Below are 14,422 nucleotides of genomic sequence, written 5' to 3'. Positions count from 1 at the left end.
CTCACGCCGCCGGCGTCGTGCCCTGCTGCATGCGGTGGAAGCGCAGCACCTGCTGCGCGGTCGATGAGCGCAGGGCCTCGTAGGCATCGCGCAGCGTCAGCATGTCGGTCTTCGAGCCGCCCGAGAGCTTTTCGCGCATCGCGATGATCGCGCGGACGCTCGACCATTGCATGCCCGCGACCTTGGCGAGAACCATCACGCCCTCGTTGCGGCTCTCGATCATCATGTTCTCGGCGGTCTCGACCGCGACGCCCGCGAGTGCTGCGAGCCCCGCATTTGTCTCGTCGAACTTGCCCTGCTCGGCGAAGCTGGTGACCTGAAACTCGTTGAGACGACCGTCCTCGTGCAGCGATCTCACCAGCGCGCGCGCCATTTCGGTCTGCCTGGTCATGGCGGCGGCGCGGACCCGATGGGTCGCTTCCTGGACCACGCTGGACACTTCGTCCGCGAGCTCCGGATGCGCGGTCTCGAGCTTCCTGCGCACGCTCAGGGACGCCTTGGCGATCAGCTTCAGGTAGTGATGGCGCGGCAGGTCGGGCCGCAGGCCGATGCAGGTGGCGAGGTCATCGTCGCGTTCGGCGCGCGTGACGAGGTCGGTAAAACTTCCCTCGGAGAGCTGCGCGCCCGGATTGCTGACGGTCGATTGCACGACGTCTTCGTTGCCGCGCGCCACCAGCACGTCGGTCAGCGCTTCCGACAGCACCCGCCGCAGCGAGATCGCCTTGAGATGCGCCTGGCCCCTGGTGCGCGCGATCTCGATCAGGGTCGCCTCGTCCAGCCGTTCCGATTTCGAGAGCACGGGGCCGGAGACCTCGATCACCTCGTCGAGCGCGAGGGTGCGGATGATCCTGGGCGGCGCGGCCGCGATCGGCGCGAGACGGTTGGCGAGCAGCGCTCTCGCCGAGGTCTCGATCTGCTCGATCAGGCACTGGAACACGTCGTCGAACACCCTGATGTGCTCGTCGGAATAATCCACCGCATTGTTGATGAAGAGATCGGTGACGCGGCGCAGGGCCTCGACCCGGCGCGCGACGGTGCCGTGCGAGAGCGCGGTCTGCAATTCATCAAGCAGGTTCTCGGATGGTTTGTCGGATTTCGATCTCATGGCCCTGTCCTGGAGCGTTCGGTCCGGCTGCGGCTTCTGCGCAGCCAGGAAAAAATGGATTAGTCAGCTCGTTGCAATACGGTTGCGCCCTTGCGCCTTGGCGGAATAAAGCGCGCTGTCGGCGCGTGCGAGAAACGTGTCGGCAGTATCGTTGTCGCGCAGCGTCACGACGCCCGCGGAAATCGTCACCCGCATGCCGGGGGAAAATGCGCTCCAGTCGAGATCGGCGACGATGCCGCGCAGCCGCTCGAGCATGCGCCCAGCTGCGCCGCCGTCGGTGCCCGGCAGCAGCAGCAGAAATTCCTCGCCGCCATAGCGGCCGAAAAAGTCGGCCGGGCGGATATTTGCAAAAATGGTGATGGCGAAGGTGCGCAGCACCTCGTCGCCGACGGGGTGGCCGTGGGCGTCGTTGATGCGCTTGAACCAGTCGAGGTCGATCAGCGCGATGGCGCAAGGTGCGGACGCCTGCTGCGACTTTTCGACCTCTGCATCGAGCAGCCGCATGATGCAGCGGCGGTTGTAGGAGCCGGTGAGCTCGTCGAGCTCGGCGAGCTCCTCGATGCGCTGATAGGCGGCCTTCAGCTCGATGCTGCGCCGGTACAGGACCTTTCGCAGTGTGGCACCGAACAGGCCGAGGAAGGCGCACTGGCCGATCACCAGGACGAAGCACAGCATCGAGGCGGTCCGCTGGAGCTTCGTGGCGACTGGCATGCCGATCGGCAGGTCGGAGGCGAGGAAGACGGCCGCGAGGCAGGTCGTCGCGATCGCCCAGGTGAACATCGCCTGCGCCGAGGTCATGCGCAGCGTGCCGAAGGCGAAGATCAGGAACAGCACGCTGATGAAGGCGATGCCGAGGGTCGGCACCGACACCAGGAAGATGAACTGCAGCGCCATGTGCGCCGAGATCTGGAAGACGGTGAGATAATGGTCGCTGTGTCTGTCGCCGACGCCGGCTTCCGACATCACGACGAAGATGCCGATGATCATCAGGCCGCCGACCCAGAACAGCGACGGAACGTTCATCGGGACGACGCCGTCATGGGCATAGATCAGCAGCACGAAGGCGCCGAGCGAGTAGCTTGCGACCTGGCCGACATACATCTGCCGGCGTTGCCGGACCCGGCGTGCTCGTACCTCGGGCGCAGCCGCGTCGGGCATGAGAACGAGATCCGCGACCTCAGCGGCATTCCTCTCCGGTAAGGTCGTCGCGGCCGTGCTCATTGTCCCGCCAAGGGTGAATGTCGCCCAAAAATCTACGCGGCAAGCCTTTAGGTTTGGTATCCTTCGAAATCGAATCCAAACGGTGCAGCGCGCAACAGGGTGACAGCGGCCGGCGGGGAAATTTGCCGGCGATTAGGCATCGTTGGCGACGGGGTCGAGCCAAAGCAGGGCTTGGTGAGACATACGTCGTGCAGGGCTGCTATGGTTCCATCATGTCGGGCCGTCCGCGCCGGACGGCATTGCGCAGGGAATTCTTCATTACTATGTTACCGTTATCGAGCGAGCCGGCCAACCGCCGCGGGTGGCAAAAGGAAAATTCGCGTATGTGGGGTAGATCACACAGACCCCCGTGTGACTGCGGTAGGCTGAAGAATTTCGCCCCGCCCGTCGAACCGTCCGCCGCGCCGACCCGACCAACTTTGCGAGACGGGCATTGAGCGTGACACAGGCGGCTTCGGACGAGGTCCTCATCGCCAGGATCGCTCAAGGTGACCGGCTCGCCATGCAGGTGCTGTACGGGCGGCACCATGTCAGGGTCTACAGGTTCGGGCTAAGGCTCGTGCGGGACGAGCAGGCGGCGGAAGACCTCATCAGCGAGGTGTTTCTCGACGTCTGGCGTCAAGCCGGCAAGTTCGAGGGTCGATCCGCCGTTTCCACCTGGCTGCTGGCAATCACCCGATTCAAGGCCCTGTCTGCGCTCCGGCGCAGGAAGGACGTTGGGTTGGACGACGAAGCTGCCAACGCGATCGAGGATTCGTCTGACGATCCGGAAATCGCGGTGCAGAAAAAGGATACCAGTGAAGCGTTGCGGGAGTGTCTGACGGGCCTCTCGCCGGACCATCGGGAAATCGTCGATCTCGTCTACTACCACGAGAAATCCGTGGAAGAAGTGGCCGAAATCGTCGGTATTCCGGAGAACACTGTGAAGACGCGCTTGTTCTATGCGCGCAAGAAACTGGCCGAACTGCTGAAGGCAGCCGGCGTTGAGCGAGGCTGGCCATGATGGCATTGAGCAAAAAGATGCTGGAGCAAGAGCCCAGTGAAATTGAACTGCTGCTGCCCTGGCACGCCGCCGGCACGCTGAACACGCGTGACGCTCGCCGCGTCGAGGAAGCGCTGGCGCGTGATCCGGCGCTTGCAAAGCAATATGCCGCGATCCGCGGCGAGTACGAAGAGACCATCCATCTGAACGAGAGCTTGGGGGCTCCGTCGGCGCGGGCGATGCAGAAGCTGTTCGCCGCGATCGACGCCGAGCCGGCGCGGCCGGTCGGTTCGCTGCCGCTCTCGGCGCGCATCGCGACCTTCTTCTCGAGCCTGTCGCCGCGTACGCTGGCCTGGTCGGCGAGCCTGGGTGCCATCGCGCTGCTGCTCCAGGCCGGCATCATCGGCGCCGTGCTGATAAAGACCCAGCCCGCGACCTTCGAGACCGCTTCGCTGTCGGTCGGCGCGCCGATCACGCGTGAGCTTGGAGCTCCACCTGCGCGCGCGCTGGTGCGCTTCACGCCCGAGGCGCGCGTCGCCGACATCACCGCGCTGCTCGACAGCTACCAGGCTTCGATCATCGGCGATGCCAAGGGCGGCATGTTCCGTCTCCAGTTCGACAAGGCGATGGGCCGGGACGAGCTCGCCTCGCTGCTCGGCAGGATGTCGCGCGAGAAGTTCGTCAACCTCGCCGTCGCGGCGCCGTAAGGCGCCGCTGCACCGATGACGCGCAAGTCCGAGAGTAAGTCGCGAGCCGGGGCCTACGCTTCATCGGTCGGAGCTGCACTCCTGCTCGCCGGTCTCGGCGTCGAGGTTGCGCAGGCGCAGGCGATCATGCGCACGCCGACGATCAGCGTCCCCACGCGCACCCCGACCATCTCTCCCAGCATCGCCGCGCGCGTCAGCCCCGGTGTTGGTGCGCGGGCTGTCGGCGTCGGCCCCGGCCCGCGTTCTATCCCTGCTATCCCGCGTACCACCACCACGGCGCGGATGCGACCGACCCCAGTGCTGCCCTATGCGCGCTATTCGCCGAACCTCTATCCGGCCTGCACCGCCCCCTATCGCGACGCCGACGGCGAATGCCTGGCGCAGCCGGGCGCGGGCGGCGATGGCGCGGGAAAATCGGGCAAGAAGAGCGCCGGGAAGGGGCGGGGCAACAGCACGCCGGCCGCCGTCGACTTGCGCACCTTCGCCAACGAATTCGTGGCCGAGATCGACGGCGCGCTGTCGGCGACTGAAGCCGACGAGCTTGCGCGTCGCCACGGCTTGACGCGTGTCTCATCCGAGAATTTCCCGCTGATCGGGGCGACGTTCGGCCTGTTCCGCATCACGGACGGCAGGCCTTCCGAGACGGTGCGGCGTGAGTTCGCCGCCGACGGCAGCGTGCGCTCGCTCCAGCCGAACTTCCGCTACGTGCTCCAGGATCAGAAATCGTCAGTGCCGACCGAGGGCGATCCCGCGCAATACGCGCTGGCCAGGCTTCGCCTGCCGCAGGCGCATACGCTGGCGCACGGTGCCAACGTGACGGTTGCCGTGATCGACTCCGGCATCGACGCCCAACATCCCGAGCTCGCCCACTCCATCGTCGACAACTTTGATGCGCTCGGCAGCGCCGAGGGCCCGCATGTCCATGGCACCGGCATTGCCGGCGCCATCGTGGCGCATGCCAAGCTGATGGGCAGCGCGCCCGAGGCGCGCATCATCGCCATCCGCGCCTTTGGCGGCTCGACGGGTGGAGCCCAGAGCTCGTCCTACATCGTCCTGCGCTCACTGAATTACGCCGCCGAGCACGGCGCGCAGATCGTCAATATGAGCTTTGCCGGTCCGAAGGATGCCGTGATCGAGCGCGCCATCGCGGCGACCGCCGCCCGCGGGCTGGTGCTGATCGCGGCAGCCGGCAATGCCGGCGCGAAATCGCCGCCGCTCTATCCAGCCGCCAATCCCAACGTGATCGCGGTCAGCGCGACCGACCAGCAGGACAAGCTGTTCTCGGCGTCCAACCGCGGCAATTACATCGCGCTGGCCGCGCCCGGCGTCGACATCTTCCTGCCGGCGCCCGACGGCAAGTACCAGATGACCTCGGGGACCTCGTTCTCGGCCGCCTATATCTCCGGCGTCGCCGCGCTGCTGCTCGAGCGCAATTACACGCTCAAGCCGGAGGCGCTGCGCATGACGCTGGCGAAGACCGCGCGCGACCTCGGCTCACCCGGCCGTGATGATCTGTTCGGCGACGGTGAGGCCGACGCGTTTGCCGCAGTGATGGCCGTTCCCGCCGACAGCGCGACGCCTGTTGCGGCTGCGTCCGGTACAACAAAACGTGAAGATGCCGAGAAGCGTCGCGACGAGCCTGGCATCCGCGCGATCGAACAACCTTCGCTGTCGAGCGCAGACGATAAATCCACGATTTCTCAGGCGGATAGGCCGGCGACGCGATAGCGGCTGCGACAACTTTGCGCGCCGTGCGAGGGCCAAGAAATCGAACGCCGCATTGAACGTTCAGCCGGCTGCCACGACCAAATTATGTGGGAGCGGTCATCCCTCCCCATAAGTCATATCAGGCGCGAGCGCCCATCCACCCCAAGCGCCCATATGGCTCGACCCGTCCGGTTGTCCCCCCGGACGGGTCTTTTCTTTTCAGGCGTCTGATTTCTTGAATCGCTCGGCACGATCAGCTTCTGGTTGAGCGAACGTGGCGGCGCCCCTTGTCGGCGTCCGGGAGTCGCCCCGCAGGCCGGTTATGCTTGTGCGAAGCTTGACTCGAAAACACAGCAATTGTCCGCACGACTACGGTGATTGACGACGACCGGCGTGTCGTTGCTGGACAAGTCAAAACTTTTCCACAAAATATTCATGTCGCGTCTAAATTGATTCGTGTGCGTTGCGTCGCGTCCGTATTTTTCTCCCAACGGGCTGGTTTATGACACATCGCCAAGAGGCTGTTCGCGACGTGGCGCGTGGCCGCGACATTGCGGCACGCTGGTGCGCTCTCGCCGAGCAGCGGCTGGAACATCTCTCCGAAATGTTCGAGACCGGACGCTGGCGCCGCTATCACTCCGAGCTCGCATTCCTCGAAAACATCCAGGAAGCCAAGCGCGCCGTCCAGACCTGGCGCGCGCTCGCGACCGGTAGTGACGTGGCCGCGGCGGCCGCGAGTGTCTCGCCCGTATTCGGCTGGTCGCCGGCGACCATGCCCCGCGTGTTTCCGCGCGACCAGCAGGCCCAGACCGTGCAGCCGAAGGCCGTCCACATCGCCGCGGAGACCGCCGTCCCGGTCAGGCTCGCGCCCAAGCCGGAGGTCCTTGCCGAAATCACCGAAGCCCCGCTCGCGCCGCGAGCGACGCCTGCTACGGTGGCATTGTTCACTGCGCCCGCCGCTGTCGCGCCGCTCAAGGCTCCCGCTGCGCGGGCGCCGCTCACCGCACCCGCCGTGAGGTCGCCGGTTGCCGCGCCTGCCGCAATGGCGGCGTTCACCACGCCTGCCGTGAAGGCGGCGTTCGCCGCACCTGCCGTGAAGGCGCCGCCCGCCACACCTGCTGTAATGGCAACGCTTCTGCCGCAGTTCGCCCCGCCCGCCGCCGAAATTGTCGCCGCTCCCGAGCGCGTCGTCGAATTCACCTTCAGCCTCGACGGCCTGCAAGCGAAGTACCCGCTGCTGAGGAACGCGTTCTAGCGTTTGGGCTCCGGGATGAGGGCGGCAGCTACCGCCGCACCGCATTGCCGCCGACCACCAGCTGCGCAAAGCGCTGTGCGCCGTCGGCCGACAGATCCGACGTCACTGCACGGGCGTGATCGAGCCCAACCACGGCGCCGCGCGGGGTTTCCGAGATCATGTTGTTGTTGACGAGCGCGGTGCCTGCGCCGGACACCACGGAGACGCCGACGCCGGCCAGCGCCTTGCGGATCACATTGCCCGTGATCGCGACGTCGCGCAGATATTTGCCCCAGCCGGCGACGATGCCATAGGACGGCGCGTTCTCGATCACATTGCCGGTCACGGAGCTGTCAGCCTCGATGTAGATGCCCACACCGGCATCGTCGTCGGGGGCGGTGCCGATCGGCCGCTTCGGGATCAGATTGCGGATGATGTTGCCCTGGACCACCGCGATGCGGCCGCCTTCGTTGAAATTGCAGACCGAGACGCCGACGGCGGCACCATCGACCGTGTTGTTGGCGATCATCGCGGCCTCGAACGCGAACTCCGAATAGAGCGCGACCTCGCGCACGTCGCTGACGCTGTTGCCTGATATGTGGATGTTCGACGCCGAATTGCCGCGCACCGCCGAGTAATCGCAGTTCCTGATGCGATTGCCGCGCACGATCACGTTGCCGGCGCGAAACGCGTTGATGGCGTTGCCGTACTGGCCCGAGCCGCCGGGGCCGGCCTTGATGTCCTCGATGCGGTTGTCAGTGACCAGCGTGCCGTCGTCGCCGATTGCGGTGCGCAGGATCTCGATGCCGTTGTCGTTGGTGCCGATGATGGTGTTGCGGGACACGCTGAGGCCCTTGGCGTCGAACGAGACGACTGCCGTCACCGCGATGTTGGTGAAGATGTTGCCCGAGATGTCGCCGGACACCTGCTCGAGCCAGATGCCGCTGCCGCCGGAGCCGGTGATCTCGCAATCGGTGATGCGGACGTCACGCCCGCCGAGGACATGGATCAGTCCGCGCCGCGTCGGCAGCGGGATGCCGCCGCCGTCGAAGATGAGGCCGGTCAGGCCGATCGAGTCCGACCCGTCGCTCTGGATCGCTGCGGCCCCGCCGGTGAAGATGATTTTTGTCGCGCCGCGCACGCCGATCAGCTGGGCGCCATTCGGCAACCGCAGCAATCCGCTGCGGTAGATGCCGGGTGGCAGCGCCAGCGGCATCTGTGCCCGCGCAGCGTCGTCGATGGCGCGCTGGAGCACGCGGGTCTGGTCCTCGCTGCTGCCGGGCCGCACGCCGTATTGCGTGGCATCGCGGCCGAGCAGGGACGTCAGCGGCGCCGCGCGCGCGGCGTCGGCCGGCATGGCGAGGGCGCCCGCGATGCCTGCGGTCGAAGCTCCGATGAGATGACGGCGATTGAGGTCCATGACGCATCCTTCGGCGGACGCGGGAGGTCCGCGACCGACTAGGTAGCGCAGGGTGGCTGGGGCGGTGAGGATTGTTCGCGGTAGGGTTAAATGTTTACCGCAAAGACGGTGCCGTAGGGTGGGCAAAGCGACTTGTCCGCCGTAGCTCGAAGAGCGAAGGCGGAAGCGTGCCCACCATTGTTACACGAATGCGGATGTATGGTGGGCACGGCGCGACGCGCCTTTGCCACCCTACGAAATCTGAGTGTTCCGCTGCTTCCTTGCCAGCCCCACCAGCTCCATCAGCATCGCTTCCCCCGCGTCCACCAGCTCCTCCAGCGTAATCCGGGCTGCGCCCTTGCGCCGCACCGCGCCGCTGCGGGCGAGCAGGGGAATGTGGATGAACGCCGCAAGCTGCGGTCCGCCCGCCCTCACATTCTCGATCGCGCGCCAGCTGAGATAGTTGCAGAGATAGGCGCCGGCATCGCGCGAGGCGCGCGCGTCGATGCCGGTGAGGCGCGCGGCGCGCAGCAGTCTTGCCGTGTGCGGACCGAACGTCATCGCGTCCGCATGGCCGGCGATCCCGCGCTTGCTGGAGCGGGTGTTGGCGGCATCGGGCCAGAGCATGGTGACGGCATTGCGTGCGCGGGTCTCGATGCGGAGGTAAGGCGTACGCGAGGCGAGGCCGAACATCAGCAGCGCGTCGGGCTGTTCCTTCGCGAGCACATCAGGCAATTGCCGGTCGACCGCGGCATAGGTGACCGGGAAGATGTGGCTCGCGAGCGCGACATCGTCGAGCGCCGGACGGCGCAATTGCGCCAGCCGCGCCACCAGTGGCTGGGTCGGGTTATAGGGCGCGCCGGGAAACGGTCCGAAGCCGGTGAGGAGAATGCGGAGCTTTTCGCTCATTGCAGCAACTCCAGAATCTGCTCGGCGGCGAGTGCCGGCGTGAGATGGCCTTCGGCCACCTCAGCCTCGATCTTCCTGACCTTGGTCCGCACCGACGCCTCGCTGCGCAGCCGCGCCAGCATGCGCTGCTCCAGCATCGACCACATCCATTTCACCTGCTGCTCGCGCCGCCGTGCGGCGAAATCACCGGACGCGTTCATCGCCTTGCGGTGATCCAGAACCTTCTGCCAGAGTTTTGCGATCCCGTCGCCGGTCAGCGCCGAATAGGTCTCGACCGGCGGGTGCCAATGCTCGGATCGCGGCGCCAAAATATGCAGCGCGCCGCGATAGTCGGCGGCGGTGATGTTGGCGCGCTTGAGATTGTCGCCGTCGGCCTTGTTGATCGCGATCATGTCGGCGAGCTCGACCAGGCCCTTCTTAATGCCTTGCAGCTCGTCGCCGCCGCCCGGCAGCATCAGCGCGAGGAAGAAGTCGGTCATGTCACAAACTGCGGTCTCGGACTGGCCGATGCCGACGGTCTCGACCAGCACGACGTCGAAGCCGGCGGCCTCGCACAACAGCATGGCCTCGCGCGTCTTGGCGGCGACGCCGCCGAGCGTGCCTGACGATGGCGAGGGACGGATGAAGGCGTCATTGGAGGCCGACAGCCGCGCCATCCGCGTCTTGTCGCCGAGGATCGAGCCGCCGCTGCGCGCCGAGGACGGATCGACCGCGAGTACCGCGACCTTGTTTCCCTGCTCGATGAGATACGTCCCGAGCACGTCGATGGTGGTGGACTTGCCGACGCCGGGCGAGCCGGTGATGCCGACGCGAACCGCCTTGCCGGTGTCGGGCAGCAGCATCTGCACCAGCTCGCGCGCCAGCGCCTGATGGTCGCCGCGCCGGCTTTCCACCAGCGTGATCGCGCGGGCGAGGGCTGCGCGACTGCCGGAGCGCAAGTCGCGGGCGAGGGTTTTGATGTCCAGCGAGGCCTTCTTCTCAGTCATGCCCTGCTTTACAACGCCCCGGCGGGGCAGGCGAGGGCCGCTCGCCCGATATCACCGAGTCGTTGCCGCCGCTGTCTGCACCGGCTTCACCTTGCGCCAGACCCACACCAGCACCGGCCAGAGCAGCGCGCCGATCGCCATGGCGGCGAGGATCGCCGCGACGGGCCGCTCGAAGAACGGCAGGATGCTGCCGTCCGACTTGATCAGCGAGGTCACGAAAGCCTGCTCGACCATGGTGCCCATGACGATGCCGAGCACCATCGCGGCCACCGGATAGCCGTTCGCCTCCATGACATAGCCGATGATGCCGAAGGCGGCGACGGTGACGACGCCGAACATGTTGTTGCCGATCGCGAATGAGCCGACCGCACAGCACAGCATGATGATCGGCATGATGGCGGAGCGCGGTGCCAGCAGGATGTAGGCGGCGATCCGGATCATGGCGATGCCGAGCGGGATCATCAGGATGTTCGCGATGATGAACATCAGATAGATCGCGTACATGCTCGACGCCTTCTCGGTGAACAGCGTCGGGCCGGGATTGAGGCCCTTCATGTAGAGCACGCCGATCGCGATCGCGGCGATGGTGTCGCCGGGGATGCCGAACAGCAGCGAGGGCACCCAGCCCGAGGCGATGCTGGCATTGTTGCTCGCGCCGGCCTCGACCAGGCCCTCGACGTGGCCGGTGCCGAATTTCTCCGGCTCCTCGGAGAAGCGTTTCGACATCGCATAGGAGACCCAGGCGGCCATGTCGGCGCCGGCGCCGGGCAGCACGCCGATGATGATGCCGATGATGTTTCCACGCGTCATCTGCCAGTGATATTTCTTGGTCAGCTTCCACTGGCCGGCCATGATGCTTCCGAATTTTCGCCGCGGCAGCGGCGGCGGCTCGGGCGTCAGCATCGCGCGCATCACCTGCGCCACCGCGAACACGCCGACCAGCGCCGGGATCGGCTCGATGCCGCCGAACAAATCGGTGATGCCGAAGGTGAAGCGCGGCACGCCGCCCGGATTCTCGATACCGATGCAGGACACCAGCAAGCCGAGGAACATGCCCGCGATCGCCTTCACCGGCGAGGAGCGCGCAACCAAAGTGGCGCACATCAGGCCGAGCAGCGCCAGCCAGAAATATTCGAAGGTCGAGAACGAGAGCGCGATCTCGGCGAGCGGCGGCGCCAGGATCATCAGCGACAGCACACCGGCAATGCCGCCGACGGCGGAGAACCAGACGCCGGCCCCCAGCGCCAGCTCAGCCTGGCCCTTGCGCGTCATGGCGTAGGCCTCGTCGGCATAGGCTGCCGAGGCGGGGGTGCCGGGAATGCGCAGCAGCGCGCCGGGGATGTCGCCCGAGAAGATCGCCATCGAGGAGGCTGCGACAATGGTTGAGATCGCCGCGATCGGCGAGAGGTAGAAGGTGACGGGGACGAGCAGGGCGGTCGCCATCGTCGCCGACAGGCCCGGCAGCGAACCGATGACGAGGCCGTACACGGAGGCTGCGAACATCGCGATGATGACCTCCCAGGTGGAGATCAGCGCGAATGCTTCAATGAGGGTCTTGAGCATGGGATCACCAGGGCGTCGGCAACAGGCCAGCGGGGAGCGGCACGCGCAGCAGCTTGCCGAAGATGAGGTGGATGGCGAACGGCGACAGCGCCGCGAGCGGCAGTGCCAGCTTCCACTTCGCCCCGAGCGCGGTCGAGGTGACGTAGACCATGATCGCCGCGGTGATGATGAAGCCGAGCCGGTCGGCGGCGGCGACGTAGAACAGCAGCAGCGCCGGCGGCAGCAGGGCGCGCAGGCCGTAGAGCTTGCCCTGCGGCGGCGGTGCGGCCGCCACCTGGCCGTCCTCGAGCGGGACCAGCTCTTCCTCCTCCTCGAAGGAATGGCCGATGCCGAACACGATCGCGAGCCCGCACAGCGCGAGCCCGATGCCGATCACGAGCGGAAATACGTTGGGGCCGACCGGCTGCCCCGGCACCGGCGGCAGGATCCAGCCGCCATAGGCAGCCGCCGCGCCGAGCACGACGAGAAACGATCCCGTGACGGAGTCGGGAAGACGCATGTGAGAATCCTATGCGAGGTATTCTCCCTCTCCCCGCGCGCGGGGAGAGGGTTGGGGTGAGGGGGGCTCTCCGCGGGGGAGGTGAGAATTGGACTCGTAGAGAGTCCCCCTCACCCGAAACCCGCGCTTCGCGCGAATTCCGGCCTCTCCCCGCAAGCGGGGGGAGGCGATCAGAGCATCGCAGGTCCGGATCACGCCTTGCTCAGGCCGGCGGCCTTCATCGCCTCGCCCATCTGGGCGTCGCCCTTGTCCATGAAGCTTGCGAACTGACCGGCATCGCCCCACACCGTACCGAAGCCGCGGTTGCTCATGAAGTCCTTGAACTCGGCGGAGTCGTAGACCTTCTTCAGCGCTGCGGTGAGCTTCGTTGCGATCTCCGGCGGCAGGTTCTTCGGTGCGCCGATGCCGCGCCAGGCGCCGGTTGCGTAGTCGATGCCCATCGCCTCCTTCAGCGTCGGCACGTCCTTGAAGATCGGGTTGCGCGCCGGCGCCATGATGGCAAGGCTCCTTGCCTTGCCCGCCTCGATGATGGCGCGCGCCTCCGGCACCGAGCACGTCGTGAGGTCGAGGCCGCCGGCGGCGAGATCCTGCATCGCGGGCGCAGCGCCATTCGACGGCACCCAGGCGACCTGGTTGGCGGGCAGGCCCATCGCCTGCATCCAGCCGACCAGCGCGAGATGCCAGATGCCGCCCTGACCGGTGCCCGACGCCTTGAACTTGCCGGGAGGCGCCGCCTTGATGGCTTCGGCGAGCTCCTTGACGGTCTTGTAGGGCGAGGAGGAGGAGACCTGGATGCCGGGCGGGTCCTCGTTCATCAGCGCCAGCGGCGTGTAGCTCTTCGGCGTCAGCTCGGTGAGGCCCTGCCAGTGCATCATCGAGATTTCGACGGTGAGCATGCCGATCGTGTAGCCGTCCGGCTGCGCGGTCGCGATCGCGCTATGGCCGACCACGCCTGAACCGCCGGTGCGGTTGACGACGTTGAAGGGCTGGCCGAGATCCTTTTCCAGGAGGGCTGCGACAATGCGCGCAGTCGCGTCGGTGCCGCCACCGGCGCCCCAGGGCACGATCACGGTGACCGGCCGGGCCGGATACGCCTGTGCGCGTGCGGGTGTGAGACCGAATGCGGCGGATGCGGCAATCGCGGCGGAAGAGGCCGCAAAAGTGCGGCGCGAAATCTTGGACATCAATGCCTCCCAGCGGCGCCCGTGACACCGGGCGCTCTTGTCAATGAAGGCATTCTAGTCGGCTTTGCGGCGCCGCTGCAAGGTAGCGCTACCACAGCGTTGTGAGCAATGTGTCGCTGCTCAAAACATCATCACTGCGGCTCCGCCGCGTCGCCCTTCGGTCGCGCACCGCCGAAGATACGCATGCCTTCCGCCGTGAGATAGGTCTTCAGCGTTTCCCACGTCACGAAGGCGACATATTCGCCCTCGGCGTAGGGGCCGACCGCGTAAGGCGGATAGTGGAAGGTGAGCCCGGAACTCTTGCCCGTTTCGGTTGACGGCGCGAGCGTCACCGCGCCGATCTTGAGCAGGCTCGGCTCGACGCTCTTGAACCACTCGTCGGTCGCGGTCTCGCTGGTGTCGCGCTTCTTCTTCTCGACTCTCAGCGAAGCGATCACGGCCTTCACCATCGCCTTCATAGTTGCCCCGTTGTCGGTGGTCTCGGTGAAGAACGGGCGGATCGAGATGCGCTTGCCCTCGCTCTTGTCCCACAGGATCGTGTTCACGTCCGAGTTGGGATGGGCGCCATGAGTGTCCATGTAGTCGTTGCGCAGGACGCTGACATAGCGATCTGCAACAACGGAGCGGATCGCATATTTGCGCTCGAAATCCCAGCCGCCGTCCTTGAAGAACTGCGGATCTTCCTTGCGCGAGGCGGCGGCCTCGGCCGCGTTCTTGTCGAGCCACTTCCTGCCTTCGGCCAGGCAATCCGCCGCGAGCGCCGCATCCGCCTTGATCCTGTCGTCGAGGAAGACGCGGGCGTCGATGCTCTTGGTCTTGATGATGGCGTCGGGCTTGGGGTCCGCGGCGAGGGCGGAGATCACGCACGTTGCGCTAAGCGCCATGGCGACGCTCAAACCGATCATGAACTTCAATGGGAGTGCTCC

General features: G+C 66.2%; 13 protein-coding genes. 4 read left to right on the top strand and 9 right to left on the bottom strand.

Translation table 11 applies throughout. The features are described from left to right. Position 1 precedes the first annotated feature (1 nt). Both CT676_RS15360 and CT676_RS15355 read right to left on the bottom strand, forming a co-directional pair. On the bottom strand, positions 2 to 1,105 hold the full coding sequence (locus CT676_RS15360) for a DUF2336 domain-containing protein (RefSeq protein ID WP_085403864.1): 1,104 nt from the start codon (positions 1,103 to 1,105) through the stop codon (positions 2 to 4). Positions 1,106 to 1,168: 63 nt separating this feature from the next. Beyond that, positions 1,169 to 2,326 (bottom strand): GGDEF domain-containing protein, encoded by a 1,158-nt coding sequence (locus tag CT676_RS15355; protein WP_085403863.1) that lies wholly within the window; start codon positions 2,324 to 2,326, stop codon positions 1,169 to 1,171. Between the two features lie 433 nt (positions 2,327 to 2,759). On the opposite strand from CT676_RS15355, the gene CT676_RS15350 reads away from it, so the two are divergent. From CT676_RS15350 to CT676_RS15335, 4 genes are all read left to right on the top strand, one after another. Beyond that, positions 2,760 to 3,329, top strand: coding sequence for a sigma-70 family RNA polymerase sigma factor (locus tag CT676_RS15350; RefSeq protein WP_008140099.1), 570 nt, complete (start codon positions 2,760 to 2,762; stop codon positions 3,327 to 3,329). After that, complete coding sequence (locus CT676_RS15345; RefSeq protein WP_085403862.1) at positions 3,326 to 4,015, top strand: hypothetical protein; 690 nt, start codon at positions 3,326 to 3,328, stop codon at positions 4,013 to 4,015. Before CT676_RS15350 ends, CT676_RS15345 begins: the two co-directional genes overlap by 4 nt. A gap of 15 nt (positions 4,016 to 4,030) precedes the next feature. Then, positions 4,031 to 5,743, top strand: coding sequence for a S8 family serine peptidase (locus CT676_RS15340; protein ID WP_135214859.1), 1,713 nt, complete (start codon positions 4,031 to 4,033; stop codon positions 5,741 to 5,743). Between the two features lie 511 nt (positions 5,744 to 6,254). Further along, a complete protein-coding gene (locus CT676_RS15335; RefSeq protein WP_085403968.1) occupies positions 6,255 to 6,977 on the top strand; it encodes a TIGR03809 family protein in 723 nt (240 codons plus the stop codon). A 28-nt stretch (positions 6,978 to 7,005) separates the two neighbouring features. Here the strand turns inward: CT676_RS15335 and CT676_RS15330 are convergent, their stop codons facing one another. From CT676_RS15330 to CT676_RS15295, 7 genes are all read right to left on the bottom strand, one after another. Next, positions 7,006 to 8,376, bottom strand: a complete 1,371-nt coding sequence (locus CT676_RS15330) for a TIGR03808 family TAT-translocated repetitive protein (protein WP_063984604.1) — start codon at positions 8,374 to 8,376, stop codon at positions 7,006 to 7,008. A gap of 231 nt (positions 8,377 to 8,607) precedes the next feature. Then, positions 8,608 to 9,264: a pyroglutamyl-peptidase I gene (locus CT676_RS15325; RefSeq protein WP_085403860.1), complete on the bottom strand. Its 657-nt coding sequence runs from the start codon at positions 9,262 to 9,264 to the stop codon at positions 8,608 to 8,610. Then, positions 9,261 to 10,250, bottom strand: a complete 990-nt coding sequence (meaB, locus tag CT676_RS15320; protein ID WP_085403859.1) for a methylmalonyl Co-A mutase-associated GTPase MeaB — start codon at positions 10,248 to 10,250, stop codon at positions 9,261 to 9,263. Before meaB ends, CT676_RS15325 begins: the two co-directional genes overlap by 4 nt. 51 nt (positions 10,251 to 10,301) lie before the next feature. Further along, entirely contained in the window at positions 10,302 to 11,813 is a 1,512-nt protein-coding gene (locus CT676_RS15315) for a tripartite tricarboxylate transporter permease (protein ID WP_135214858.1), read from the bottom strand. Positions 11,814 to 11,817: 4 nt separating this feature from the next. Then, a complete protein-coding gene (locus tag CT676_RS15310) occupies positions 11,818 to 12,312 on the bottom strand; it encodes a tripartite tricarboxylate transporter TctB family protein (RefSeq protein ID WP_039151132.1) in 495 nt (164 codons plus the stop codon). Positions 12,313 to 12,503: 191 nt separating this feature from the next. After that, positions 12,504 to 13,496 carry a tripartite tricarboxylate transporter substrate binding protein gene (locus CT676_RS15300; protein ID WP_028146998.1) on the bottom strand — a complete coding sequence of 331 codons (993 nt, stop codon included), beginning with the start codon at positions 13,494 to 13,496 and terminating at the stop codon, positions 12,504 to 12,506. 131 nt (positions 13,497 to 13,627) lie between these two features. Beyond that, on the bottom strand, positions 13,628 to 14,401 hold the full coding sequence (locus CT676_RS15295) for an RsiV family protein (RefSeq protein WP_085402697.1): 774 nt from the start codon (positions 14,399 to 14,401) through the stop codon (positions 13,628 to 13,630). Positions 14,402 to 14,422 lie beyond the last annotated feature (21 nt).

The sequence above is a fragment of the Bradyrhizobium sp. MOS001 genome, from assembly GCF_004634465.1.
GTDB lineage: Bacteria > Pseudomonadota > Alphaproteobacteria > Rhizobiales > Xanthobacteraceae > Bradyrhizobium > Bradyrhizobium barranii.
This window is presented reverse-complemented; position numbering and strand designations above follow the sequence as displayed.